The sequence below is a fragment of the Nonomuraea bangladeshensis genome (genome assembly GCF_039529455.1).
Lineage (GTDB): Bacteria > Actinomycetota > Actinomycetes > Streptosporangiales > Streptosporangiaceae > Nonomuraea > Nonomuraea bangladeshensis.
The window spans coordinates 579041-603704 of the sequence record NZ_BAAAMV010000005.1 but is presented as its reverse complement, the minus strand read 5'-3'; the positions used below and the strand labels follow the sequence as shown (position 1 = coordinate 603704).

Annotated in this window: 23 protein-coding genes and 1 pseudogene; 13 read left to right on the top strand and 11 right to left on the bottom strand. The window is 71.1% G+C overall.

Translation table 11 applies throughout. The features are described from left to right. Window positions 1-819: a patatin-like phospholipase family protein gene (locus ABD292_RS18700; protein ID WP_344208779.1), complete on the bottom strand. Its 819-nt coding sequence runs from the start codon at window positions 817-819 to the stop codon at window positions 1-3. Between the two features lie 107 nt (window positions 820-926). Between ABD292_RS18700 and ABD292_RS18695 the strand changes: the two genes are divergently transcribed. Next, entirely contained in the window at window positions 927-1406 is a 480-nt protein-coding gene (locus ABD292_RS18695) for a VOC family protein (protein WP_344208777.1), read from the top strand. 15 nt (window positions 1407-1421) lie between these two features. On the opposite strand, the gene eno is transcribed toward ABD292_RS18695, so the two are convergent. After that, window positions 1422-2696, bottom strand: a complete 1275-nt coding sequence (gene eno, locus ABD292_RS18690) for a phosphopyruvate hydratase (RefSeq protein WP_344208775.1) — start codon at window positions 2694-2696, stop codon at window positions 1422-1424. A gap of 179 nt (window positions 2697-2875) precedes the next feature. On the opposite strand from eno, the gene ABD292_RS18685 reads away from it, so the two are divergent. Then, window positions 2876-4219 carry an FAD-binding oxidoreductase gene (locus tag ABD292_RS18685; protein ID WP_344208773.1) on the top strand — a complete coding sequence of 448 codons (1344 nt, stop codon included), beginning with the start codon at window positions 2876-2878 and terminating at the stop codon, window positions 4217-4219. A 184-nt stretch (window positions 4220-4403) separates the two neighbouring features. Here the strand turns inward: ABD292_RS18685 and ABD292_RS18675 are convergent, their stop codons facing one another. After that, window positions 4404-5231 (bottom strand): WbqC family protein, encoded by an 828-nt coding sequence (locus tag ABD292_RS18675; RefSeq protein WP_344208771.1) that lies wholly within the window; start codon window positions 5229-5231, stop codon window positions 4404-4406. After that, window positions 5173-6960: an ElyC/SanA/YdcF family protein gene (locus tag ABD292_RS18670; protein ID WP_344208768.1), complete on the bottom strand. Its 1788-nt coding sequence runs from the start codon at window positions 6958-6960 to the stop codon at window positions 5173-5175. Before ABD292_RS18670 ends, ABD292_RS18675 begins: the two co-directional genes overlap by 59 nt. A 244-nt stretch (window positions 6961-7204) precedes the next feature. Here ABD292_RS18670 and ABD292_RS18665 point away from each other — a divergent pair, with 244 nt between their 5' ends. Further along, the gene (locus ABD292_RS18665) at window positions 7205-7681 is read left to right on the top strand and encodes a glycine-rich domain-containing protein (RefSeq protein WP_344208766.1); all 477 of its coding nucleotides are present in this window, start codon (window positions 7205-7207) and stop codon (window positions 7679-7681) included. Further along, window positions 7678-8595, top strand: coding sequence for a phosphotransferase family protein (locus ABD292_RS18660; RefSeq protein WP_344208764.1), 918 nt, complete (start codon window positions 7678-7680; stop codon window positions 8593-8595). Before ABD292_RS18665 ends, ABD292_RS18660 begins: the two co-directional genes overlap by 4 nt. Before the next feature lie 49 nt (window positions 8596-8644). Here the strand turns inward: ABD292_RS18660 and ABD292_RS18655 are convergent. Both ABD292_RS18655 and ABD292_RS18650 read right to left on the bottom strand, forming a co-directional pair. Next, a pseudogene (locus ABD292_RS18655) lies at window positions 8645-8815 on the bottom strand (response regulator transcription factor); the annotation flags it as partial. 79 nt (window positions 8816-8894) lie between these two features. Then, the gene (locus ABD292_RS18650; RefSeq protein ID WP_344208762.1) at window positions 8895-9671 is read right to left on the bottom strand and encodes a hypothetical protein; all 777 of its coding nucleotides are present in this window, start codon (window positions 9669-9671) and stop codon (window positions 8895-8897) included. Window positions 9672-9783: 112 nt separating this feature from the next. On the opposite strand from ABD292_RS18650, the gene ABD292_RS18645 reads away from it, so the two are divergent. Together ABD292_RS18645 and ABD292_RS18640 are read left to right on the top strand one after the other, a co-directional pair. Next, window positions 9784-9999: a hypothetical protein gene (locus ABD292_RS18645; protein WP_344208760.1), complete on the top strand. Its 216-nt coding sequence runs from the start codon at window positions 9784-9786 to the stop codon at window positions 9997-9999. A gap of 738 nt (window positions 10000-10737) precedes the next feature. After that, window positions 10738-11382 (top strand): hypothetical protein, encoded by a 645-nt coding sequence (locus ABD292_RS18640; RefSeq protein WP_344208758.1) that lies wholly within the window; start codon window positions 10738-10740, stop codon window positions 11380-11382. Window positions 11383-11744: 362 nt separating this feature from the next. Here ABD292_RS18640 and ABD292_RS18635 read toward each other — a convergent pair whose 3' ends face one another. From ABD292_RS18635 to ABD292_RS18625, 3 genes are read right to left on the bottom strand one after another with little or no spacing between them, the layout of a single operon-like run. Beyond that, entirely contained in the window at window positions 11745-12413 is a 669-nt protein-coding gene (locus tag ABD292_RS18635) for a response regulator (protein WP_344208756.1), read from the bottom strand. Further along, window positions 12410-13579: a sensor histidine kinase gene (locus ABD292_RS18630; RefSeq protein ID WP_344208754.1), complete on the bottom strand. Its 1170-nt coding sequence runs from the start codon at window positions 13577-13579 to the stop codon at window positions 12410-12412. The genes ABD292_RS18635 and ABD292_RS18630 overlap by 4 nt, the downstream gene beginning before the upstream one ends. A 23-nt stretch (window positions 13580-13602) precedes the next feature. Next, the gene (locus ABD292_RS18625) at window positions 13603-14202 is read right to left on the bottom strand and encodes a hypothetical protein (RefSeq protein ID WP_344208753.1); all 600 of its coding nucleotides are present in this window, start codon (window positions 14200-14202) and stop codon (window positions 13603-13605) included. 186 nt (window positions 14203-14388) lie between these two features. On the opposite strand from ABD292_RS18625, the gene ABD292_RS18620 reads away from it, so the two are divergent. After that, on the top strand, window positions 14389-15639 hold the full coding sequence (locus ABD292_RS18620; protein ID WP_344208751.1) for a sensor histidine kinase: 1251 nt from the start codon (window positions 14389-14391) through the stop codon (window positions 15637-15639). Further along, entirely contained in the window at window positions 15636-17624 is a 1989-nt protein-coding gene (locus tag ABD292_RS18615; protein WP_344208749.1) for a sensor histidine kinase, read from the top strand. The genes ABD292_RS18620 and ABD292_RS18615 overlap by 4 nt, the downstream gene beginning before the upstream one ends. Here the strand turns inward: ABD292_RS18615 and ABD292_RS18610 are convergent. Then, complete coding sequence (locus tag ABD292_RS18610; protein ID WP_344208747.1) at window positions 17619-18515, bottom strand: sulfotransferase family protein; 897 nt, start codon at window positions 18513-18515, stop codon at window positions 17619-17621. The two genes, ABD292_RS18615 and ABD292_RS18610, sit on opposite strands and share 6 nt — an antisense overlap. 210 nt (window positions 18516-18725) lie before the next feature. On the opposite strand from ABD292_RS18610, the gene ABD292_RS18605 reads away from it, so the two are divergent. Together ABD292_RS18605 and ABD292_RS18600 are read left to right on the top strand one after the other, a co-directional pair. Next, window positions 18726-19586, top strand: coding sequence for a universal stress protein (locus ABD292_RS18605; protein WP_344208745.1), 861 nt, complete (start codon window positions 18726-18728; stop codon window positions 19584-19586). Between the two features lie 162 nt (window positions 19587-19748). Then, the gene (locus ABD292_RS18600) at window positions 19749-20165 is read left to right on the top strand and encodes a DoxX family protein (protein ID WP_344208743.1); all 417 of its coding nucleotides are present in this window, start codon (window positions 19749-19751) and stop codon (window positions 20163-20165) included. A gap of 20 nt (window positions 20166-20185) precedes the next feature. On the opposite strand, the gene ABD292_RS18595 is transcribed toward ABD292_RS18600, so the two are convergent. Beyond that, window positions 20186-21061 (bottom strand): LysR family transcriptional regulator, encoded by an 876-nt coding sequence (locus ABD292_RS18595; RefSeq protein WP_344208741.1) that lies wholly within the window; start codon window positions 21059-21061, stop codon window positions 20186-20188. 119 nt (window positions 21062-21180) lie between these two features. On the opposite strand from ABD292_RS18595, the gene ABD292_RS18590 reads away from it, so the two are divergent. The 3 genes from ABD292_RS18590 to ABD292_RS18580 are packed head-to-tail and all read left to right on the top strand — an operon-like array spanning window position 21181 to window position 24635. Beyond that, window positions 21181-22752: an amidohydrolase gene (locus ABD292_RS18590; protein ID WP_344208739.1), complete on the top strand. Its 1572-nt coding sequence runs from the start codon at window positions 21181-21183 to the stop codon at window positions 22750-22752. Window positions 22753-22767: 15 nt separating this feature from the next. After that, entirely contained in the window at window positions 22768-23727 is a 960-nt protein-coding gene (locus ABD292_RS18585) for an ABC transporter substrate-binding protein (RefSeq protein WP_344208737.1), read from the top strand. A 2-nt stretch (window positions 23728-23729) separates the two neighbouring features. Then, window positions 23730-24635, top strand: a complete 906-nt coding sequence (locus ABD292_RS18580) for an amino acid ABC transporter permease (protein WP_344208735.1) — start codon at window positions 23730-23732, stop codon at window positions 24633-24635. Window positions 24636-24664: the final 29 nt, after the last annotated feature.

Below are 24664 nucleotides of genomic sequence, written 5' to 3'. Positions count from 1 at the left end.
TCACCCCCAGAAGGACGCGACCCTGGTCGCCGCGGCCTTGCCCTGGGCGTAGCCGGCTTCGGCGCTCGGCGTGCGGGAGGCGGGGGAGAGGGGGTCGGCGCCGAACGCGGCCAGCGACGTCTCGTCGGGCTCGATCACCTCGACCGCGCCGCCGAGCCCGCTCCACGACGGCTCGCCCAGCTCGGCCATCGGCGCGATCACCAGCACCGGGTCGAAGCCCGCCGCGAGGTCGGCGTTGGTGGAGGAGCGCACGCCGCCGTCCGTGTACGCCGCCCCGCCGATCCGTACGCACGGCCACACGCCGGGCACCGCGCAGCTGGCCGCCACCGCGTCGACCAGCTCCACCCCCGACCCGGGCGTGAACAGGCGCGGCTCGCCGGTGTGCGCGTCGACCGCCGTGATCACCAGGTCGCGGGCCGGCCAGGTGTGCACCGGCAGCCGGGCCTCGATGACCGCCCGCCGCTCGGCCTCGGGCACCGTCGAGGCCGCCAGGGCCAGCTCGCCGACCTTGCGCCGCTGCTCGGCCGGGTCGGGCGAGCTTCCGTACGCGGCCTGCAACCGGGTCCACAGCTCCGCCATGTCGACCCCGCTCGCCAGCTCGGGCGTCTGCAGTGCGGGGTCGGTCTGCCGGGCCAGCAGGTCGGCGAGCGGCAGGCCGGAGGTGACCTGGGCGGCCACCGTGGCGCCCGCCGAGGTGCCGACGATCCGGTCGGCGGCGGTCACGTCGACGCCCGCGTCGGCCAGCGCGGCCAGCAGGCCGGTCAGCCACGCGATCCCGGCGACCCCGCCGCCGCCCAGCACCAATGCTCTTCTGTTCATGTGCGAACTCCCCGCGAAAAAAATCCGGCCGCCGTGTCGATCCGGCCGGAGCCCGTTCGACGCGTTGTTGACGAAACGCCATACAGGCTAGTGAAAGGGGCTCGACGATGACTCAGAAGATCACGACGTACCTGTGGTTCGACCACCAGGCCGAGGAGGCCGCCACCTTCTACACCTCGTTGTTCGCCGGCTCGCGCATCGTGCGCGTGCAGCGCAACGGCGACGCCGGCCCTGGAGAGGCCGGCACGGTGATGCTGGTCGAGTTCGAGCTGGCCGGGCAGCGCTTCCTCGCGCTGAACGGCGGCCCGCACTTCACCTTCAACGAGGCGGTCTCGCTGTACGTGGACTGCGAGATGCAGGAGGAGGTGGACGAGCTGTGGGCGCGGCTCACGGCGGACGGCGGCGAGGAGTCGCAGTGCGGCTGGCTCAAGGACCGGTGGGGCCTGTCCTGGCAGATCGTGCCGAGCCGGCTGCCCGAGCTGATCGCCGACCCCGACCCCGGCCGGGCCGGGCGCGCCATGCAGGCGATGCTCCGCATGGGCAAGATCGACATCCGGGCGTTGGAGGAGGCCGCCGCGGCGGGCTGACCAGGGGAGGGCGCGTCACCGCTCGGCCAGCCCGTACGGCAGGTCGGGCCGCTGCCCGGCGATGTGCATCAGCCGGTTGTACTTGATGACGCGCTCGCCGCGCGCCGGCGCGCCCCCCTTGAACTGCCCGCAGCCGGTGGCCACGGCCAGCTCGGCGGCGAAGTCGTCCACGGTCTCGCCGGAGCGGTGGGAGACCATGCGCGCGTAGCCGTGCTTGCGGCACAGGTCCATGGCCTGCATCGTCTCGGTGACGGTGCCGACCTGGTTGACCTTGATGAGCGCCGCGTTGGCGATGTTGCCGGCGATGCCCTGCTCGATGACGGCGGGGTTGGTGCAGAAGACGTCGTCGCCGACGAGCTGGAGCCGCTCGCCGAGCCGTTCGGTGAGCAGCCGCCAGCCGTCGGCGTCGTCCTCGGCCATGCCGTCCTCGATGCTCCAGACGGGGAAGTCGGCGGCCAGGTCCGCGTACATCTCGACCAGCTCCGGGCCGGACAGCCGCTCACCGGCGACCTCGTAGGCGCCGTCGGGGCGGCGGAACCGGGTGGCGGCCGGGTCCAGCGCGATGGCGACCTGGTCGCGAGCGGCGGTGTAGCCGGCGTCGTCGATGGCCCGCATCAGCGCCGACAGCACCTCGCGGGGCCGGGTGAAGTCGGGCGCGAAGCCGCCGTCGTCGCCCTGCCCGGTGGGCCGGCCGGCGGCGGCCAGGTTCGCGCGCAGCACGGCGTAGATCTCGGCCCCGGCCCGTACGGCCTCCGCCATCGACGGCGCCCCGATCGGCGCGATCATGAACTCCTGGAAGTCGAGCTGGTTCGAGGCGAGCATGCCGCCGCTCACCATGTTGAAGTGCGGCACCGGCATCCTGGGCCGCACCGTGGACGGGGACAGGAACTCCCACAACTGCTGTCCGTGCGCCGCCGCGACGGCCCGCGCGACGGCCATCGACACGCCCACGGTGGCGTTGCCGCCGAGCCGGCTCTTGTCCGGCGTGCCGTCCAGCTCGATGAGTGCCTGGTCGACGTCGGCGAGCGAGTACCACGGCCGGCCCTTCAACCGGTGGAAGATGGTGCCGGTGATGCGTGCCGCGGCTCGCGTCACGCCGGCGCCGGCGTACCTGCCGCTGTCGCCGTCACGCAGCTCGACGGCCTCCAGGGCGCCCGTGGAGGCGCCGGAGGGAACGCCGGCCCACCCGGTCGCGCCGCCGGCCAGGGTGAGGGTGACCGACAGGGTGGGGCGACCGCGGGAGTCCAGGATCTGCATGGCGCCCAGGTCGATGATGTGGAACGCGCACACGTTTCCTCCAGATTCGGTGCGTCACCGTCCCTTCGACGGTGTCATGGTCGTCGGCACGTACATAGGGCAGATCAACCTGACTCTCTTGGACAAGTCCGGCACAAGTCACATCCAACCCAGCGTTTAGCGCTCTGGTCCACCCTTGGCGATCGACGACACCGCCACGACAGGGGGATCACATGACCATCGACGACAGGGCGCTGCGCGGGCTGACGCTCTCCGCCGGCGACGACGGCTTCGAGCAGGCGGCGCTGCCGTGGAACCGCGCGGTGCCGCAGCGGGTCTCCGTCGTGGTGGAGGCCGAGGGCGCCGCCGACGTGGCCGCCGTCGTACGCCAGGCCGCCGCGTCCGGGCTCCGCGTCACCACGCAGCCGAGCGGCCACGGCGCCACCAGCGGCCTCGACGGCGAGATCCTGATCCGTACGTCCCGCATGCGGGCCGTGGAGATCCGCCCCGACGAGCGCGTGGCGCGGGTCGAGGCGGGGGCCTCGTGGGGCGAGCTGCTGGCCGCCGCCGCCAAGCACGACCTCACCGGCCCCGCGGGCAGCTCGCCCGTGATCAGCGTGACCGGTTACGTCCTGGGCGGCGGCCTCAGCTGGTACGGCCGCGCCCGCGGCCTGGCCGCCAACGCCGTGCGCGCACTGGAGATCGTGGACGCCGAGGGCGCCACGTCCCGCGTCACCGCCGACTCCGACCCCGAGCTGTTCTGGGCGCTGCGCGGCGGCGGCGGCGACTTCGCCGTGGTGACCGCGCTGGAGCTGGAGCTGTTCCCCGCGGCCGGCCTGTACGGCGGCCGCCTGCTGTGGCCCGCCGCCCGCGCCGCCGAGGTCATGGCCGCCTTCCGCGAGATCACCGCGAACGCGCCCGAGGAGCTGAGCCTGTGGTTCACCCTCGCCGAGTTCCCGCCCTTCCCCGAGGTGCCCGAGCCGCTGCGCGGCCTCGCCGCCGTCATGGTCGACCTCACCTTCCTCGGCGACGCCGCCGCCGGCCGCGAGCTGGTGCGCCCGCTGGAGTCGGTGCCCGGCGCGCTGCTGGACACGCGCGGCGAGCTGCCGGTCAGCGAGCTGGGCTCCATCTGCGCCGAGCCGACCGAGCCCATGCCCGTCCTGTCGCGCGGCGAGCTGCTGACCGACCTCGGCGACGACGCCGTGGCGGCCCTGCTGGGGGCGACGGCCGAGGGCATCGCGCCGCTGGCCACGGTCCAGATCCGCCACCTCGGCGGCGCGCTGGCCCGGCCCCAGGCGGACGGGGGCGCCTGCGGGCACCTGGCGGAGCCGTACCTGCTGAGCATGATCGCCCCCGCGCCGGTGCCCGAGCTGGCGGCGGCGGGGACGGCCAGGATGGGCGCGATCGCCGGGGCGCTGGCCTCGCACACCACCGGCTTCAAGCCGTTCACGTTCCTCGGCGACGGCGAGTCGGCCGCGGCGGCGTTCCCGGCCGCCACGCTGGAGCGACTGCGCGCGATCAAGCGCGCCCGCGACCCGCACGGCGTCTTCCGCTCCAACTTCCCGGTCCTCGGCTGAGCATCCGTCCGGGTCGCCGCCGCCCGGCGACCCGGCCGTTCTTCGGGTCGAACACACAACGTCCCCAGCACATGCGCGCGAGCGGCGGTCAGATCGCGGACCGAGCCCGGCTCGACATCGGCGATCCACCGGGGAAGCCCGCTGGGAGCCGAGAGCGCTTGGAGGTCGCCGGTGGATGCCTGACTCAGAGCGCATTGGGCTCGCCGGCGGCCCCGCTGGACCTCGCGGGCTCACCCGCCAGCACCCGCGCCTTCAGCGTCTCGAACTCCTGCCGCAGCGCATGCGGGCCGGCAAGCATCAGGGCGTGTACGGCGCTCATCTCGCGAGCCGATTCCCAGATGCCCGACGCTGGGGTTCGGAACGGGAGGATCTCGATCGAGCGAACCTGGAACGCGGGCGGCTCCAGGTACCGCATGCCTCCGGTTCCGCACAGGTACGTCGTCGCGCCGGTCAGCCACGCGAGGTCGGCGAGCCGCTGCGACCGCCCGCCCCGTGCGAACAGATCGCTGCTGTGGAGAATTCGTCCCGGCCACCTGACCTGTTCCAGCAGCAGGCGCGTGGACAACTCGGTCACGTCAACCAACCGGTCGGTGCTCTCGAACCGGGCAAGGAGAGATTCGAGCCGCCGCCTGAACGGCGGCCAGTGGATACTGCGCCGATAGTGGTCGGCGAGGAGCTGCGCGATGCGACGCCGACAGCGCGCGGGGTCGGCCAGGCGAGCTCCCCGGATGGACGTCGAACGGCCGTGCGGCAGGTGGGTCGCTATGGAGAGCCACTGTGCCTGTCCCGAGCCGTCGAGTGAGCCGAGGCGCGTGCGGTGCTGGTAGTCGCGCCGGGTGAACTGGACGTCGTCCATGACGATCCAGTAGTCGGCGGCGTACAGCTTGGCCAAGGTCGAGAGCCGGGGGAAGAGGTTCGGCTGGTGGATCGCGCACACCTCACCGTACGGCAGGTCAGGACGGCAGAAGTCTGCTGTCGAATCCGGCGCGGAGAAGAGCCTGATAGGCGTCATGGACCTCTCCTGGTACGGGCTGCTCGATGGCGTAGCCGAGCTTCGGGTACTCGATCACGCGCTGGAGGTCGCCCACGAGCATGTCGACGACCAGCTTTGGATCACCGATCGAGCTGACGTAGTCGTCCAGCTCCAGCGGCTCGGAGGCGCACACCACCTCGACCTCCGGCCACACCTTCCGGGCGGTGGCGTAGGCGCGGCGCTCCATGTACGGCTTGGAGATCAGCAATACCGACGCAGGTTCGACTCCGGAGTCCGCCAGGACCTGCCGCGACAGGCTGATGTTCTGCCCGGTGTTGGTCGCGTTCGGCTCCAGCAGGATCGCTTCGTCGGGCATACCGAGTTCCACGGCGTGCTCGCGGTAGTGGACGGCTTCGCCGCGCGGGAACCGGGCTGCGGTGGTGGGGCTGGTGGCGCCGGTGAAGACGAGCAGCGGGAACCATCCGGCGCGGTACAGCCTGACGGCCGCACGCGCGACGCCGAGATCATGGCTGCCCAAGCCGATGGCCACATCGCACCGGCGCAGGTCGTGGCGCATCTGGTGGTAGCCCCAGACGGTGCGGGCGTGCCGCCACTGCTCGTCGGTGATGACCTGCTGCTGCTTGACGCTCACTCGGTTGCTCCCTGGTCGCCGTGGGAGGGGAGGACGGACGTTCCCCTGGTGGGTCCGCTGGATGCCCTCGATGCTGCACAGTTGGTGCGCGAGCCCATGCTGTGCCGCCTCTCGCGCGGCACGGTCGAGGATCATCAGCCCATCATCCACGGTGTCCCGGTCAGAAAGCAGGATGTGCCCGTAGGCCGTCTCCAGCCGTACCCGTTGCATGGGGGCATCGGTGACGGCGGTGGCCCGGGCGAGGTCGATCAGGCGTAGGGCCTCCGCCAGGTTCCCCGCGCCGCGGTGAGCCAGGGCGAGCTTCTGGTGCGCGACCGACCAGTCCTCGGGTTCGCCGATGCCCTCGAACTCCCGGATGGCGGTCGTCATCAACCGGGCGGCGTAGTCGTACTTGCCGTTCTTGCTCAGGGCGGTCCCGACCCACAGGCGGGCGCGTGCCCGGTCGCGCGGTGAGAGCCGGTCGTCGACGGCCAGCACCTCGTACTCCTGGGCGGCTTCGTTCAGTTGGCCCGACATCTCGGCGACGACCGCGAGCGACAGATCGAGCTGGGCGACGCGGCGCGGGATGTCGAGCTGGGTGTAGACGGAGCGAGCGTTGAGGTAGGAGCGGCGCGCGGAGAGCGGGCCGGTCACCGCGCCCTGGTCGCGCTGCAGGTCGCCGAGCAAAGTCGTGGATCGCGCGAACAGGTAGAGGCCCTTGTCGTCCAGGGTGTGCAGGTCGTAGCGGGCCAGCCATCGGTTCAGCAGGTCTGCGGCGTAGTTGAAGCTCTGGCGGCCGAGAGCGACCACGGCCCGGTCGAGGTCGTCCGTCCACGTCTCGTACTCCCATGCTCGTGGTCCTACGCGGGTGACCCTGAGCCCCTGTTCCGTGCCCTGACCGAGTTCCAGCAGCAAGGTCTCGAACCGCAGGTGGGTCGCCGAGTCCGCGCGAGCGAGCGCGGTGTCCAGGATCGCTTGGGTGTCCGGTCGCGGCCGCGTGGAGGAGCCGAAGTGGTCCCACTTCGCCACGGTGCGGGGTGCCACGCCGAGGTGTAGGGCGAACGTACGCACGCTCATTCGCAGCGCAAGCCGCAGCGCACGGGCTTCCAGGCCGGTCCACTCATGCACGGTCGTCACGACGCTGCTCCCTTCCACGGCCATGGAAGCACGGAGAGATACCGGGAGCTCACGCAAGTGCAACGAAAGTGCGACAGCGGTTCGTATCCAGGCAGGTCAGCGATGGTCATGCTCGAAGAGCGGGTCATCGGCCCCCGCTTCGCCTGGCCCACGAGTCCCCGTACACGCCCCGGTGAGAGGACGGTGAGGCCCGACCAACACCGCACCGCAGGGCAGAACCACACCCGATGGGAGAACGAAGCACATGAGCATCTTGACGACGGACGGCACGCACCCCGCCGACGTCCTCGCCGCCGACCTGATCGACGATGACCTGTTCGACCGGCTCACGGCCCGCGTCGCACACCAGCACAACCAGCCGACCGAGTACGCCGGCCGCATCATCGAGCAGACGCTCCTGTTCCTGTACGCCTGCGCCCGCAACCCTGGGGCCGGCCTCACCCCGTCGCCTGAGGTTGACCTCGGGTGGCACACGTTCATCCTCGACACGCACAACTACGCCGACTGGTGCCAGCGCGTCGCCGGCCGATTCCTCCACCACAATCCGGAGGAGCCCGGCAACGACAAGGCGGCGTTCGTGGCAAGGCTGGGCGACAGCATCAACGCCATGCGCGACCTCGGCCTGACCGTGGACCCAGCGCTGTGGCTGACCGCAGGAGACTGCAGCCAGTGCTACCAGGGCTGCGCCGACGACCCGAGCCCCGAAGGGATTACCGCATGAGCGCCCGCGCGCCCCGTACGGCATGGGAGGAGCTGCCCGACTCGGTCATCAACGCTGTCGAGGCGCAGTTCGGTAGGGTCCTCAAGGCCGAGACGATGTCCGGCGGCATCATGCCGGGCGTGGTCGCCCGCCTCGACATCGAGCGCGGCGACCACGAGCACGTGTTCCTCAAGGCCATCGACCGCACCCACGAGGCCGCGCGCTTGCACCTGCGGGAGCGGTGGGCAGGCGAGAACCTCCGCGAGGACACCCCCGCCCCGCGCATGCTCTGGGCCGACACCCTGGGCGGATGGCACGCGGCGGTGTGGGAGTACGTCGGCGACAACGCCCGCCATGCCGACCTGTCGCCCGCATCACCGGACCTGGCTCCGGTGCTCGACACGATGGCGCTGCTCGGCGCGATCCTCACGCCGTGCCCGAACGGTGCGATGCCGGTGTCCGACAATGTCAAAGCGCTGGTCGCCAAGGGGCGGGCTCTGCTCGACGGGCCGATCGGTGAGCTACCCGATCGGGAGCTGTTCGAGGAGGCGTTCGAGGGCCTCGACCCGGCGCACCTGCGCGGCGACACGCTCCTGCACTATGACCTCAGCGCGAGCAACCTTCTCGTCGCCGGTCAGCGCGTCAAGGTCGTGGACTGGTCATTCGCAGCACGTGGCCCGGCTTGGTTGGACGCCGCCCTGTTCGCGCCCCGACTCGTCGAGGCCGGCCACGCGCCGGGCAAGGTCGATGCTCTGCTGACCACGCTCACGCCATGGAAGAGCGCGCCCCGGCCGGCCGTGGCCGGGATCGCCGCGGCGTGGACGTTGTTCCGCGAGTACAAGGCCCGTTACGGCCCGAAGGAGATCCGCGACGCTCGCGCCCGAGCGGCTGAGGCGGGCCGCGCCTGGCTGGCCCATCAGCGGGCAAAGGGCTGACTGGGCGCCCGTCGGGCGCATGTATGTGCTCCGAGTAGCGCGGAAGCCCTCAGTTCGGGTCGCCGGGGACGGTGAGGCCGGTCTCGTACGCGGCGATCACCGCCTGCACCCGGTCGCGCAGGCCGAGCTTGGTGAGCACGTTGCTGACGTGCGTCTTCACCGTGTGCTCGCTGACCATGGCCTGCGCGATCTCCGCGTTGGACAGGCGGCGCGGGATCAGCACTACCCACCCCTACCTGGGATCATGGCCCTGAACAGTCCCGTGAAGTTCAGGGTGGTCCGGGCCGATCGTCACCCGGTCAGTCACTCGGAGTCGGGCCTGTGGGCTGGGGCTGCTGCCACACGTCGCGGCCGTTGCTCCACAGCTCAGAGGCATGATAGGCGAACCGGTCGAACAGCCCGTCGTCCTGGTACCGCCGCAGGTGCAGCATCGGCGAGTCATGCCCGACGAGCCTGGCCAGGTGGGGCGTGACGAGCATTTCCGCGTCGAACCGGAACACGCTCATGGCGATGTGCTCGTCACCATGACGGGCCTCGACTCCGGGGACGTCGCGTAGCTGCTCGATCTCCGACAGGGTGATCCGGATGCGGGTGGAGACGGTCAGCGGGACATTTTCCACCTCCTCACGGCGGCGGGTGACGTCGCTCTCCGGGTCGCCGACGAGGAACCGGATCTTGCAACCCTGCTGTGCCTTCCGCTTGAGGACCTTGGCCAGGTTCGGGTGTTCCAGCCACAGGAAGTAGTTCGTGTAACCGGCGAACACGATCTCGTTTCGTGCCGAATTGATGAGATTGCGCCAGATTGATTTCGGGCATGCGGAGCGATACGGATAAACTGTCAAGACTTCCTTGTCCGGACCGGTTTTCATCGTATTGCGAATTGCGTCTGGCCATAGCACTGCTGTCTCAGCTCCTAGCGCCTCTGCGGCGGCCCATTGGTGTCGCATGTGCGGAATACGCGTTTCGTCCTGCAACCAGCGTTCCACCGTCTTGACGTCCACACCACATCGGTCGGCCAAGTTCTGGTTCGTGACCTGGGCGTTCAGCATCGCGGTACGCAGGGGGACGTTGGCCACGGTACACCTCGAAGCGGAGGACGTCAGGGACGTTTCGAGCGTAACTCCATAAGGTCCTGGACGTCTTGATAACGCGGTGGGTTCGTAACGCCCGGGTAAGCACGCTGTTCCCATGTCCACACCGGCAATTCTCGAAGACCTCCAGTCGGCTTTTCCTGGTTGGTGCATTTGGCGCAGTTCTGCCGGCCGTCTCTGGGCAACGCGCAACGGCCGGCACCTGTCCCAGCGAGAAGTGGATCACGGCCTCTGCCAGACGATCGATGCGGACGACGTCGCCCAACTCGCCGAGCAGTTGGAGGAACAGCGCGCAACGGAGCAGGCGCTGTGAACGCCCCATCATCTCGACCAGAGACAGAGGCCGCTGCCCTGGCCGCTGCCCTCGCCGCTCAGGGCATCCGCGCCGACGTGCACGACGGCTATGGCCTGGCGCTGGTGTCCGTTTGGGCCGGATTGGTCGTGTGGTGCCACGGCGGGCGATATTGGTGGCGATCGGCGTGGGACGCGAGGCGGCAGCGAGTCATCTACGCCTGGCACCCCTCCGGCGAACCCGCTCAGGCCCGCCTACCGCGTCGCACTGCGCTACGCCCAACTGCGAGAGTCCCACACGCTCTTCACGCCGGTCGCCGGGGCGCCACCGTGCCCGTGACCTTGGAGCAGTTGATCAGAAAATACCCGGCGTGGCGCATTCAGGACCTGACCGGCGGCTGGGTGGCCCTGCGCAAGACCTTGGTCCCGTGTGCAAGCGGGTTGTCCAACGTCCGGTGCGGGGAGACATTGGACGAACTGGCTACGAACCTGCAGGCGGAGAGCAGACGTCACGCCTCCACCAGTTGTCCGACCGGCAACTGGTGAATCTTCAACCATGCGGCGCCTGCTCAGTCACTGATCAACCATGAGCAGCTCTCGCAGCACATCGAGGCCCACCTGACGTGGGCCTCGATCACGCTGATGACAAGCCGCTTGACCAGGAAGAAAACGGCATTGGCGTGGACCGGACGAGGTTCGGCCGGACACAAGCCGCCTTAGGCATCAGGAGAGGTGCTCGGAAACGGGTACATACCCACCTGTGGCAGAGACTTCTCTTTCCGGGTGGGATCCCACCTCTCTAGCGGTTGCTGAATTCACCGCCCTCCGCGCCGAGATTGTGCAATTAACAGGCCTGCAGTCGCAGATCGTCACTCTGACCGTTGTAGCCTTCGGCGCCATCGTGCCGGTGGGACTTCAGAATAACAACGCCGCAATCGTCCTGGTTTACCCGCTGCTGTCGCTAATCTTGGGCATCGTCTGGCTGTACAAGGCGCACCTGATCACTCGCATCGCGGCTTACCTTCGTAGCGGAGTGGAAGAGCGCGTGGGACAGTCCAATCTCGGCTGGGAGCACTTCGTCCAGCAGCACCCGCTCCCGAGGGGGCGCTTCGCCTACTGGGGGCTTCGCTCGATATTCCCAACGACCTCTCTTCTGGCGATCGGCGCCAGCATCCACGTGGCTAAGCCATCGATCGCTCTTCTCGTCCTATATGGCCTGGCCTTCATGGTGACCGTCGCCAGCGTTGTGGTCTTCATCTTGTGGAGGGAACCTGCTCCGGAGGTTAAACCAAGGCGTCCCCGAACGCAGAGAGGAAAGGTCACGGACCCACCGGACAACCGTTTGCCAGCGCCGGGCTCGCGACAGCAGGCGGCTGATGCGGGTCAGCTCGGTGCGCAGTCATGAGCAGTCGTCGGTTGTCCCAGTCAAGGGCTCCTCGCCGACCATGATCCCTCGTCCCGAGATCATCCATCGGGATGGAAACACCTTCTGAGATCGGGCTTGGCGAAGGGACCACGCGTCGTCATCTCGCCTGCCGGGACATGAGCTGTCGCACAGCATCTCAGCCTCGCGGATCTTCACCCGCAGGCTCTCTGTGATGGCCCACGGTACGACGGAGCGGTCGTACCGCCGGGTGAATCCCTGCCCGTCGGGCCGGCAGTCCTCCCGCTGGAAGCAGATCCTCGAAGTCCTGAACGCGCGCATCGACTTGGGCGAGTGGGGCCCGAAGTCCAAGATTCCGAAGTCAAGTTCATGGAAGAGTGGCTTCAGTCGGGGTCGCCGGGGACGGTGAGGCCGGTTTCGTACGCGGCGATCACCGCCTGTACCCGGTCGCGCAGGCCGAGCTTGGTCAGCACATTGCTGACGTGCGTCTTCACCGTGTGCTCGCTGACCACCATGACCTGGGCGATCTCCGCGTTGGACAGGCCGCGCGCGATCAGCCGCAGCGTCTCCCGTTCGCGCGTGGTGAGCGCCGACAGCCGTTCGGGCGCCACCTGCCCGGCCGGGCGGGCGGCTCTGCCGGCGAACTCGGCGATCAGCTTCGTGGTGATCGCGGGGGCGAGCAGGGACTGACCGGCGGCGACCACCCGTACGGCGTGGACGAGGTCGTCGCGGCGCACGTCCTTCAGCAGGAAACCGCTGGCGCCCGCGCGCAGCGCGTCGTAGACGTAGTCGTCGAGGTCGAACGTGGTCAGCATGATCACCCGGCAGGTGCCGTCCGCGCAGACCCGCCGGGCGGCCTCGATGCCGTCCATGACCGGCATCCGGATGTCGAGCAGCAGCACGTCCGGCCGGTGCTCGCGCACCGCCGCGACGGCCTGCGCGCCGTCGCCCGCCTCGGCGACGACCTCGATGTCCGGCTGGGCGTCGAGGATCATGCCGAATCCGGCGCGTACCAGCTCCTGGTCGTCGGCGACGACCACGCGCACGCTCACGCCGCCGCCTTGCCCGCGAGTGGCAGGCGGACGCGGACGCGGAAGCCGGCCCCGCCGGGGAGCGGGCCGGCCTGCGCGTCGCCGCCGCAGGCGGCCGCGCGCTCGCGGATGCCGATCAGGCCGTTGCCGCCGGAGGGGAACGCAGGTCCCCGGCCGCGGCCGTCGTCGGTGACGTCGATCATCAGTGCGTCGTCCCGCCAGGTGAGGGTGAGGCCGGCGCGGGTCGCACCGGCGTGCTTGACGATGTTGGTGAGAGCTTCCTGCACGATCCGGTACGCCGCCACCTCGGCGTCCGGCGGCAGCCGCCTCGGCTCGCCGTCCGCGGTGTGGACGACCTCGATCCCGGCCGCCCTGACCTGCTCGGCGAGTGCGGGCAGCCCGTCGATCGTGGGCTGCGGCTCGCGCGGCCCCTCCTCCTCCTTCAGCACCTGGAGCAGGCGGCGGAGCTGGCCCATCGCGTCCCGTCCGGCGGCGGAGATGGCGTCGAAGGCGGCCACCGCGCGCGCCGGGTCGGCGGCGACCGCGACGGGGCCGGCCTCGGCCTGCACCACCATGAGGCTGACGGCGTGGGCGAGGATGTCGTGCATGTCGCGGGCGATCCTGGCCCGCTCGCGTTCGGCGGCCCGCTCGGCGGCGACCTGCCGCTCGCGGGCGAGCTGGGCGGCGCGTTCCTCCAGCGCCGCCGCGTGAGCGCGGGAGGCGGCCGCCGCCCGGCCGACGGCGTAGGCGCTGACGAACAGCACCACGCCGCGCATCGCGGTGTCGGACGAGCCGACGAGCAGCAGCCCGCCGCCGGACGAGAGGACGAACAGCGTGATCCTGACCCATCGGGTGCAGGTCGCGGCCACCGTGTAGAGGGCGACCAGGGCGCCGTACCAGACGGGCTGGGCGGCCACGCCGTCCACGAGGTCGTAGCAGGCGATCGCCAGGAGCGCGGCCACCAGGGCGACGGCCGGGGCGCGCCGCCGCCAGATCAGCGGCAGCGTGGAGAGCGTGACGACGACGTACCCCCACCAGTGCCAGGGGCCGCCCGCGGGGTTGTCGCGGCTGATGAACGGCCAGAGCTGCACGACCCAGATCAGCGCGGCCAGCGCGGCGTCCACCCAGATCGGGGGCAGCGTGTTCGCCCAGCGGCGGAGCGGGACGAGGAACCGTACGTCGGACACGGCATCCCATCCTGCCGTCCGGGTCATGCGTACACGGCGGCGGGCCGAGCAGGCGCGACGGCGGCGGAGGCGCGGGCCAGCGGCACGAACGACACCAGCAGGCAGAGCGCGCCGAGCGGGATGAGGTCCTTGTCCACGAACGGCAGCGCGAGGTCGGCCAGCACCAGCACGGGCGTCCATGCCTTGACCCGGCGCTGCGCGGCGAGCTGCGTGACCAGGGCGAGCTGGCCGACGTAGAAGAGGCTCGGCAGGACGTCGTAGACCGCGAACGACACGCCGGGCACGGACTGCACCCGATCGAACAGCACGCTCATGGCGGCGTGGTCGGCCGACATGAATCCGACGACGAGGTCGATCCCGAACTGCCCGACCAGCGCGGCGACGCCGACGGTGCCGGCGGTCGCGGTGGCGGTCGCGAGCGCCCCGCCTCCCGCCATCCGCCGCAAACGCCAGTAGATCGGTACGAACAGCAGCAGGGCCGCGACGAAGGCGAGATGCCCGGTGGTCCAGGCGAGGCCGGGGCCCCGTTCGCCGTCGAGCCCGTCGAGGATGCGGATGACGCCGTAGGCGAGGACGAGCAGGGGGGCGGCGATGAAGGCGGCACGGAGGTTCAGGAGCTTCATGTCGCTCATCGTGCTCGGCGGAGGGGGCCGGGGACATCGCCGGTGGGAGCGATCCTGCCGCTCACTCCTGAGGGCGAGTCGCCCGATTTTGGCGGGCCGCAACCGGTACGCAAGGCGTCGCCACAATCATGGGGCCATGCGTGCCGGAGACGCGGTGAATCGTGCGATTTATGATGTGCGCGACACATGACCATCAAGCTCATGCTGCTGAGAGTGGCGGGACCGCTGCTCGTGCGGGTGGCGGTTCTCTCCGGCATGCGGCGGAGCCGCCTCGCGCTCGTCCTGCTCAACCGCGCGTTGGTCTACCTGACGCTCACCGCCGTGGTCGGCGCGGTCTACTTCGGCATCATCGCGCTCGGCCGGCCGCTCACCTCCTCGGCGGGGCTGGTGGCGGCGCTGGTCGCGGGCGCGCTGTTCCATCCGGTGCGGGTGGGGCTGCAGGGGGCGGCGGACCGGGTGTTCGGGATCGAGCGGGATCCGTACCGGCTGGCCGACCGGGTCAACCGGCGGGTGCAGGAGGCTCCGGGGCCGGCCGAGGCGCTGGCCTCCGCCGTCGCCGCGTCCCGCAGGGCGTTGCGCGCCCCCGGCGTCGCGGTCGAGGTGGTGCTGCCCGGCGGACGCTCGCGCACGGTCGCCGACGGTGAGGTGGGCGCGAGCCCGACGGTGCTGCGGCTGGAGTGGCAGGGCACCTCGATGGGCTGGCTCCTGGTGGCCGGCGAGCCCGCCGACCCCGCCCTGCTGGACATGCTGGCCCGCCAGCTCGCCGAGGTCGCCCACGCCGTACGACTCAGCGCCGACCTGCGGCGCTCCCGCGAGCGCATGCTCCTCACCCGCGAGGAGGAGCGGCACAAGCTGCGCCGCGACCTCTACGCCGGCCTCGGCCCGACCCTCACCGAGCTGGCGCTGAGCGCGGACGAGGCGCGGATCAGCCTGGCCGGCGGACCCGAGGCGGTCGATCCGCTGCTGACCAGGATGCGCCGGCGCATGACCGAGGCCATCGTGGAGGTGCGCGAGCTGGTGTACGGCCTGCGCCCGCCCGCGCTCGACGGCACCGACCTCGGCGAGCTGGGCCTGGAGGGCGCGCTCCGCACGCTGGCCGACACCCCGGGGCCGCGCGTGGACGTCGCGGTGTCCGGCCCGCTCGGCGACCTGCCCGCTGCCGTGGAGGTGGCCGCGTACCGGATCGCGCACGAGGCCGTGGCCGGCGTGCGCAGGCACGCCCGCGCCACCACCGCGCTGATCCGGGTGGAGCGGCGGCCGGGCGGGCTCTGCCTGTCGGTGGCCGACGACGGCATCGGCCTGCCCGAGCAGCGCCGCGAGGGCGCCACCCGGCTGCGGCACCGCGCCGAGGAGCTGGGCGGCACGTACGAGCACGACACCCGTCCCGGCGGCGGCACCGAGGTCGTGGTGGAACTTCCGGTCAAGGAGCCCGCGTGACAACCGCCAGCGGAAGCACCCCGGCCACGCGCCGGGCGCTGCTCGTCGTCGTGTGGACCCTGGCGGCGGCAGCGCCCGTCGCCACGATCGTCACCAGCGTCCTCGGCGCGCAGCTCGCCGGCTGGAACGAGCTCGACGGCGGCCCCGACCCGGTCGGGCTGCTGTTCCCGGCGGCCGGGGCCTTCCTCGTCACGCACCGGCCGCGGCTGCTGTTCCCGTGGCTGCTCTGGGGCACGGGCGTGCTCTGGGCGGTCTACCTGCTGCTGTTCGCGCTGACCGCGTGGACCCACACGTACGCGCCCGGCCCGCTGACGCCGTACCTCGCCTGGCCGTCCCTCTGGCTGTGGCTCCTGGTGGTGCCGACGTTCTCCGGGATCATGCCGCTGCTCTTCCCTGACGGCCGGCTGCCCTCGAAGCGGTGGCGACCGGTGCTCTACGGCCATCTCGCCCTCATGGTCGGTCACTCGCTGCTGCTCGGGCTGAGCCCCGACCCCGAGTTCGAGCTGGGGCTGCCGATCGAGAACCCGTTCGGGGTGCCGGCGCTGGGCCGGATCCCCGAGGTCGTCGAGGAGTGGATCGGGCTCCCCATGATCCTGCTCAGCCTGCTGAGCGTCGCCTCGCTGGGCTTCAGGTACCGGGCGGCCACGCCCGAGGTGCGCCGGCAGATCGCCTGGTACCTCTGGGCGATGGTGATCTTCATGGGCTACTGGGTGGGCAGCCAGGGGTCGGAGGATCCCGTCGTGATCGGCCTGCGCATCTTCCTGACGGCCGGCATCCCCATCGCCGTGGTGGCCTCGGCGCTGCGCCACCAGCTCTACGGCATCCGCCTCATCCTCGACCGCACCCTCGTGTACGGCACGCTCGCCGTCGTCGCCGGCCTCACGTACTCGGGGCTCATCTGGGCGGCCAACAGCGTCGCCGGCGACTACGGGACGGTCGCCGGGCTGGCCGCCGCCCTCGCCACGGCCGCGGTCTTCCACCCCGTACGGCTGCGCCTGCAACGCTCGGTGGACCGGCTCTTCAACGTCGAACGCGATCCGTACCGGGCGGCCGACCTGCTCAGCCGCGCCGTGCAGCGGGCCGGCGACCCGGCCGCCGCGCTGGCCGAGGCGCTGTCGATCGTGCGCACCACGCTGGGCGCGCGGGGCGCGGGCGTACGGGTGGCGGGGGAGCCGGCGGTGTCGTTCGCGGACGGCGAGCTGGGGGCCCGGCCGCGCGAGATCGAGCTGGTCTGGCAGGGCGAGCACGCCGGCCGCCTGCTGCTCGCCGGCGGCCGGCAGAGCCGGCAGCAGCTCCGCGTCATGGCCAAGCACCTGGCCGAGCTGGCCCACGCGGTACGCCTCAGCACCGACCTGCACGACTCGCGCGAGCGCATCACCGCCACCCGCGACGAGGAGCGCCGCCGCCTCGGCCGCGAGCTGCACGACGGCCTCGGCCCCAGCCTGACCAGCGTCACCATGACCCTGGACGAGGCCCGCCGCCGCCTCGAACGCGATCCTGACTCGGTGGAGGAGCTGCTGGTCCGGTTCCGGGAGGAGATGACGGCCACGCTGGGCTCGGTCCGCGAGCTGGTGGACGGCCTGCGCCCGCCCGCGCTGGAGGAGCTGGGCCTGCCCGGGGCGCTGCGCAAGTTCGCCCGCGCCACCCCGGGCCCCCGGGTGCGGATCCGCATGCCGGGGGAGCCTCTGGGCGAGCTGCCCGCCGGGGTCGAGACGGCCGCGTACCGCATCGTCCAGGAGGCGCTCACCAACGCCCGCCGGCACGCCCGCGCGAGCCGGATCGTGGTCACGCTGGACCGCGGCGACGGCGTGCTGCTGGTGACGGTCGCCGACGACGGCGTGGGGCTGCCCGAGGAGCCGTCGCCGGGGGTCGGGCTGACCTCGATGCGCGAGCGGGCCGCCGAGATCGGCGGCACCTGCGTCATCACCTCGGGTCCGGAGGGCGGCACCACCGTCACGGCGACCCTGCCGCTCATGCCCTCATGAGTAGCCCCATGCGGCGGCGTACTCGGCGAGCCTGGGGGACAGGCCGTCCGCTCCGGTGAAGGTGCGGGCGGCCTGGACGCGGCCCGACTTGATGTTGTCGCTGCGGTCGCCCAGGTTCGGCACGAACTGCTCCTGGTTGCGCTCGCCGTACGCCAGCATGGCGGGCTCCCACTCCACGCCCAGGTACGCGCAGACCTCCCGGGTGACCCGCTCCGGCTGCGCGGTCAGGTCCTCGTAGCGCACGGTCAGGCCGCCGAGGGTGCGGCGGGCCTGCTCCAGGGGCTTGAAGTACTTGCACGCGGTGGCTTCCAGCGCCTCCCTGGAGGCGGTGTTCTCCTTGCGGTTCTCCAGCGACGAGACCACGCCCATCGGGTGGCGCAGCAGGAACAGGAATTTGGCGTGCGGCCAGGCGTACTTCAGCCGCTCCCAGACGAAGACGTTGCCCGGCGTCTTGTCGACCACGACGTCCTTGCCGCTGCGCAGCAGCTCCAGGTGCAGGATGCGGTCCCAGATCACGTGCTCCAGCTCCACCTGGTCGAGCCCGAGCTCCAGCATGGCGGCCTCGGAGAAGCCGGGGGTGAGCCGTACGCCGACGGTGCGCAGGTGCAGCTCGTGCGGGGCGCGGACGCGGGAGTGGGCGTTCAGCAGCATGCGCAGCAGCGTGGAGCCGGAGCGCACCGGGGCGATGAGGAAGACGGGCGAGCGCACCAGGCGTGGCATGGTCGGAACGGCGTAGTCGACGACCTGCGTCCGCTTCGGCGGGCGCCTGACCTGGGGTCCCGTGGCGCCCGGCGCGGTGCCGGTGAGCGGGCCGGTGAGCTGCCGTGGGGGGCGTAGCGCCTCGCGCAGGAGCCGTGCCCGTCGTTTGAAACCTTTGTTGACTACTCCCATGCGCGCTGTGCTCAGCCCTTCACCCCCGTGTCCCCTTCCGACAAAAGCCGTGGCAGGAGCCACAACGGCATCTTGCCCCACTTCCGGATAAACCTCGCATAAAACCGAACTGGCGCGCGGACCAAGGGCGGCCACGGAATGGGCAAGCTTTCGAGAGGCGGTCCCCGTGTCCTCGCGCCACCCCGCCACCGTCCGCGCACAGTGGGGACCGTGGAACAGTCATTGGGCGTGCTCGTCGGCTACGACGGCTCCGACCACTCCATGCAGGCCCTGGACTGGGCGATGGACGAGGCCGAGCTGCGCAGGCTTCCCCTGACCGTCTGCCACGCCTGGCAGTGGCCGTACGGCGAGGGCGACCCGGGGGGCCGCGACTCGCTCCGCCGCGCCGCCGAGCACGTGCTGTGGCACGGCGCCGACTGCGCGCGGACCGGCGCAGGCGGGCTCGACGTGCGGGGCGACCTGTACGAGGGCTCGCCCACCGAGCGCCTGGAGGAGCTGTCGGGACAGGCCGAGCTGATCGTGCTCGGCTCGCGCGGGCTGCGCGGGATGGCGCGGGCGGTCATCGGCTCCGTGGCGAGCCACGCGGCGGCCCACGCCCGCTGCCCGGTCATCGTCGTACGCGGCAGGGGCGCGTTGCCGCGGACCCCGGACCCCGGCCCGATCGTGGCCGGCGTGGCCGACGACGGCAAAGCCGACGCCGTGCTCGGCTTCGCCTGCGAGGAGGCGGCCATGCGACGCCTGCCGCTGCTCGTCGTGCACGCCTGGCACCAGCCCCCGGTGGCGTGGGCGGGGATGACGTACCCGGCGCTCGACCCGATGGCCCTCCAGGAGGCGTCGGAGGACTGGCTCGCCGCCACGGTCGCGCCCTGGCGGAGCCGGCATCCCGGCCTCGCCGTCGAGCTCCGCGTCGCGAACGCGCGGGCGGCCGAGACGGTCGCGGCCGTCGCCGAGGCGACCCTGGTGGTGATCGGGAGCCCGCACGGGCGGTTCGGCTCCGTGGCCTCGGGCCTGCTGCGGCAGGCGCCCTGCCCGGTGGCGATCGTACGGGCCCGTCCCACGGCAGACGGTTGAAATTTTCACCATCTCGAAATGTTTATCGGAATGGCGTCGAACCAAGTGAACGCCCTCTTTCTGCTTTTCCCGGCCGATCTACCTGACTGACCAGAGTTGACGTGGTGAAGCCACATTCTTGACTCTGCTGGAAGCGCTCCCATTTCGTGAAAGGACGCCTTCATGGAATCCCTGTTCAAGCAGCATCAGGACCTTTTCCTGGCCCTCTATCGGATCGTGCTGGGGCTGCTGTTCGCCTGCCACGGCGCGGCCACCCTCTTCGGCGTCCTCGGCGGCCCGCAGGGCGGCCCGGCGCCGGCCTTCGCCGAATGGCCGGGCTGGTGGGCCGCCGCCATCGAGCTCGTCGCCGGCACCATGGTCCTTCTCGGCGTGGCCACGCGGGCCGCCGCCGTCATCTGCTCGGGCACCATGGCGTACGCCTACTTCGTCGTGCACCAGCCGCAGGCGTTGTTCCCCATCGAGAACGGCGGCGAGAAAGCCGCCCTTTTCTGCTGGGGTTTCCTGCTCATCGCCGTCCTCGGCCCGGGCCGCTGGGCGCTGTCCACACTGCGGACCCCCGAGGAATCGCTCGCCAGGTAAGGCCGTCCGGATCGCCCGCCTCAGAACGCCAGCTTGTCCAGCAGCGTCTGCAGGCGGGCGCTCTCGCGTTCGGGGCGGACCAGGGTGAAGATGCTGCGGCTGATGTTCAGCCAGGGCAGGTCGACCACGACGACGTCCGGGCTGTGGTCGCGGAGCGCGAGGTCCGGGATGAGGGCCGCGCCGAGGCCCGCGCCGATCAGCGAGAGGGTGACCTTGAAGTCGTCGGAGTGGCAGACCACGCGCGGATGCAGCTTCCAGTGGCCGAGCATGGCCTCGAAGAGCGTGGCGTCGCTGCTGCCCGGATGGTGCATGATCCACGGCAGGTCCACGAGCTGCTCGGCCCGGTGCGGTGACAGGTCGGGCCAGGTCCGTGGCAGGACGAGCCGGTAGCGGTCCTCGGCGACCCACCGCCTCGACAGCGTGGACGGCCAGGACAGGCCCGAGTTGCCCACCTGGTAGACGATCGCCGCGTCCATCTCGCCGCCCGCGCCCAGCCGCGCGATGAGCTGCGAGGGCTCGGCCACCGACAGCCGGATGCCGGAGCGCTCCTCCGGCTCCAGGTCCCGCAGCACGCTCGACAGCAGGTCGCAGATGCTGGGGAAGACGCCCAGGCGGACCTGCGGCTCGCTGTTCCTGTGCACCTCCCTGACCGTCGCCACCATGCGCTCGATGTCGGCGAGCAGGGTCTCGGACTGCCTGGCCAGCACCTCGGCGGCGCTGGTCGGCAGCACGCTGTGGGCGAAGCGCTCGAACAGCCGCACCCCGGTCTCCCGCTCCAGCGAGGCCATCTGCTGGGAGACGGCGGAGGAGGTGTAGCCGAGCCGGTTGGCCGCCGCGGCGAAGGATCCCAGCCGCACGACCTCACGCAGCGTGCGGAGATGTTCTGGCTTCAGCATAAGCGTTCCTTGCTCTGAGCCGCGCTAAATGTCCTGGTTATAGCGCTTCCGACCTTGTTTTCGCCACCCCTACAGTCAGTCGGACCACTCCTCCTCGAACCCCTGGAAGATCCAAGAGCATGCGCGTATATCGCAACGCCTCCATCCGCACCGGCGGCACGGGAGACACCGGCCGGCCCGTCGCCCAGGCCATGGCCGTGGACGGCGAGCTGATCGTCGCCGTGGGCTCCGAGGCCGAGGTGCGCGAGGCCGCGGGCCCGGGAGCCGAGCTGGTGGACCTCGACGGCGCGGCCGTCCTGCCCGGCCTGTACGACGCCCACATCCACACCGCCCAGTACGCCCAGAGCCTCGGCGGCGTCGACCTGCGCGACGTGCGCTCCCTGGACGAGGCCCTCGCCACGGTGGCCGAGCACGCCGCGCGGCTGCGGCCGGGCGGATGGCTGTTCGGCGGCCGGTGGAACAGCAACATCTGGAACCCGCCCGTCCAGCCCGACCGCTACGCCCTCGACTCGGTCTGCCCCGACCTGCCCGTGGCGCTGCCCAACGTGGACGGCCACACCGTCTGGGCCAACTCCGCCGCCCTGCGGATGGCCGGGATCGACGCCACCACCCCCGACCCGGTCGGCGGCGAGATCGTCAGGTACGCCGACGGCGAGCCCACCGGCATCCTGCGCGAGTCGGCGTCGTACCCGCTGCGCGCCCTCATGGTCACCGGCGACCTGCGCGACCGGCTGCGCGCCGGGCAGGAGGAGCTGCTCGCGTTCGGCCTGACCAGCGTGCACGACATCGACGGCGAGGACTGCCGCGCCGCCTACCTGGAGCTGCGCGAGGCCGGCGAGCTGAAGATCCGCGTGCACAAGGCGATCCCCACGGTCCACCTGGAGGCGGCCATCGCCGAGGGCCGGCGCACCGGCCAGGGCGACGACTGGTTCCGTACCGGGCCGGTCAAGGTGTTCAGCGACGGCGCGCTCGGCTCGCACACCTGCCACATGCACCAGGCTTTCGCCGGCGAGCACGACAACACCGGCATCGCGGTCACTCCGTACGAAGACCTCGTCCGGATCTTCAGCACCGCGGCGGCGGCCGGGATCGCGGTCGCCACCCACGCCATCGGCGACCGCGCCAACCGGCTGGTCCTCGACGCGTACGAGCAGATCGGGCCCACCCCCGGCCTGAGGCACCGCATCGAGCACGCCCAGCACCTGCGCCCCGAGGACCTGACCAGGATGGCCAGGCTCGGCGTCGTCGCCTCGATGCAGCCGGTGCACTGCACCACGGACATCGCGCTGGTCGACTCGCTGCTCGCCGGGCACGACCTGGCCTCGTACGCCTGGCGCGGCATGCTCAACGCCGGGGTCGCGCTGGCCTTCGGCTCGGACGCGCCGGTGGAGAGCCCGAACCCGTGGGCCGCGCTGTACGCCGCCGTCACCCGTACCCGCGAGGACGGCACCCCGGCCGGCGGCTGGCAGCCCGAGCAGCGGCTGAGCATGGCGGAGGCGATCACCGCGCACACGCTCGGCGCCGCGTACGCGGCCGGTGAGAGCGACCGCAAGGGCGTCCTGGCCCCCGGCATGCTCGCCGACTTCATCGCCGTGGACACCGACCCCTACCTGGAAGCGCCGGAGGCCGTGCTCCGCACCCAGGTCCTCACCACCGTCGTCGGCGGCGAAGTCCGCTGGCAGCGCCTCTGAGAAGGAGCCCCCCACGTGAAGATCCGTACCATCACCGTCCTGGCCGCCGGCGCGTTGCTGGCCGCCACCACGGCCTGTGGCGCCCAGTCCCTGGACGGAGGCTCGACCGGGACCGAGTCCGGGGGCGGCGCGCCCGCGGTCACGCTGGACCAGGCGCCCGCCGAGGAGAAGGCCGCCGACGTCATCAACGCCATCACGCCGGACGAGAGCCTGGCCGCCAAGGTGCCCGCGAAGCTCAAGTCCGACGGGCTGAAGGTGGTCAGCTCGATCGGCTACCCGCCCATGGAGCTGTACGCGAGCGACGGCAAGACGGCGATCGGCTTCGACCCGGCGCTGGCCAGGGCCATCGCGAGGAAGCTCGGCGTCAAGGTGACGATCACCGACGAGGAGTTCAACTCCCAGATCCCCGGCGTGCTGACCGGCCGCTACGACTTCGTCATCTCCTCCATGACCGACTCGCCGGAGCGGCAGAAGCAGGTCACGTTCGTCGACTACGTGCAGGCCGGCGCCGGCATGATCGTCAAGAAGGGCAACCCGGCAGGGATCAAGGGCCCGGCCGACCTGTGCGGCAAGACGGTCTCCGTGGTCGACAACGGCTCGTCGATGGAGCTGGCCGAGCAGTACTCCGCCGACTGCGACAAGTCCGGCAAGAAGCCGGTGAACCTGCTGAAGTTCCCCGGCGACCAGGAGGCCATGCTCCAGGTCACCGGCGGGCGGGCGCAGGCCACCATCACCGACTACGTGGTGGCGGCGTACAAGCTGGACGACCCCAAGCTGGACATCGAGGCGCTCGCCCTGGAGGGCACCGAGAGCCCGTGGGGCATCGGCATGAAGCCGGACAACCAGCAGCTCATCGACTCGGTGAAGGGCGCGCTCGACTCCCTGATCGCGAGCGGCGAGTACGGCAAGCTGTTGGCCGCGTGGAACCTGGACAAGCTGGCCGTCCAGTCCGCGGTGATCAACGGCGGTAAGTGAGCATGCGCACGGAACCCTTCACCGGGCCCTCCGGAGAGCGCATCCCGGTCGTCAGGACCCGGCACTGGGGCCGGCTCGCGGCCGCGGCCGTCGCGATCGCGGTCGCCGGCTGGCTGGTCTACGTGATGGTGGTGAACCCGCGCCTGCACTGGGACAAGGTCGCCGAATACCTGTTCAACGACCGCATCCTGGACGGCATCTGGGTCACCATCGAGATCTCGGTGCTGGCGACTGTGCTCGGGCTGGTGCTCGGCGTGGGGATGGCGATCCTGCGGCTGTCGCACAACCCGGTGCTGAGCGGGCTCGCCACGCTCTACATCTGGTTCTTCCGCGGCACGCCGGTGCTGGTGCAGCTCATCTTCTGGTACAACCTGGCGTTCCTGTTCCCCGAGCTGGTGCTCAAGATCCCGTTCACCATGATCGGCGTCAAGTGGGACACGAACGAGGTGATGACCGGCTTCACCGCGGCCATGCTGGGGCTCGGGCTGAACCTGGCGGCGTACTTCGCCGAGACCGTGCGGGCCGGCATCCAGGCCGTGGACAAGGGGCAGACGGAGGCGGCGTACGCGCTCGGCATGACCCCGGCCAAGCGCATGCGGGTGATCGTGCTGCCGCAGGCGCTGCGCATCATCATCCCGCCGACCGGCAACGAGTTCATCTCCATGCTGAAGACGACCTCGCTGGTGTACGTGGTCGCCGGGCACGACCTGATGACGAACGCCAGCCAGATCTACAAGGCCAACAACCTGATCATGGAGCTGCTGATCGTGGCCAGCCTGTGGTACATGCTCATGACCGCCATCGCGACCTTCCTGCAGAGCAGGCTGGAGCGGCGCTTCGGCGCCGACGCCGTACGGCTGGTCCGCGGCGGGCGGAGCGTCCGGCTCCTGTCCAAGGCGGCGGCGTGACCCCGGTCGTGCACGCCACGGGCGTGCGC

Coding starts and splice junctions, on each gene's coding strand:
- ABD292_RS18700 (WP_344208779.1), bottom strand. CDS start 819: ATGAACAGAAGAGCATTGGTGCTGGGCGGCGGCGGGGTCGCCGGGATC.
- ABD292_RS18695 (WP_344208777.1), top strand. CDS start 927: ATGACTCAGAAGATCACGACGTACCTGTGGTTCGACCACCAGGCCGAG.
- ABD292_RS18685 (WP_344208773.1), top strand. CDS start 2,876: ATGACCATCGACGACAGGGCGCTGCGCGGGCTGACGCTCTCCGCCGGC.
- ABD292_RS18675 (WP_344208771.1), bottom strand. CDS start 5,231: ATGACGCCTATCAGGCTCTTCTCCGCGCCGGATTCGACAGCAGACTTC.
- ABD292_RS18665 (WP_344208766.1), top strand. CDS start 7,205: ATGAGCATCTTGACGACGGACGGCACGCACCCCGCCGACGTCCTCGCC.
- ABD292_RS18660 (WP_344208764.1), top strand. CDS start 7,678: ATGAGCGCCCGCGCGCCCCGTACGGCATGGGAGGAGCTGCCCGACTCG.
- ABD292_RS18645 (WP_344208760.1), top strand. CDS start 9,784: ATGTCCACACCGGCAATTCTCGAAGACCTCCAGTCGGCTTTTCCTGGT.
- ABD292_RS18625 (WP_344208753.1), bottom strand. CDS start 14,202: ATGAAGCTCCTGAACCTCCGTGCCGCCTTCATCGCCGCCCCCCTGCTC.
- ABD292_RS18620 (WP_344208751.1), top strand. CDS start 14,389: ATGACCATCAAGCTCATGCTGCTGAGAGTGGCGGGACCGCTGCTCGTG.
- ABD292_RS18610 (WP_344208747.1), bottom strand. CDS start 18,515: ATGGGAGTAGTCAACAAAGGTTTCAAACGACGGGCACGGCTCCTGCGC.
- ABD292_RS18600 (WP_344208743.1), top strand. CDS start 19,749: ATGGAATCCCTGTTCAAGCAGCATCAGGACCTTTTCCTGGCCCTCTAT.
- ABD292_RS18595 (WP_344208741.1), bottom strand. CDS start 21,061: ATGCTGAAGCCAGAACATCTCCGCACGCTGCGTGAGGTCGTGCGGCTG.
- ABD292_RS18590 (WP_344208739.1), top strand. CDS start 21,181: ATGCGCGTATATCGCAACGCCTCCATCCGCACCGGCGGCACGGGAGAC.
- ABD292_RS18580 (WP_344208735.1), top strand. CDS start 23,730: ATGCGCACGGAACCCTTCACCGGGCCCTCCGGAGAGCGCATCCCGGTC.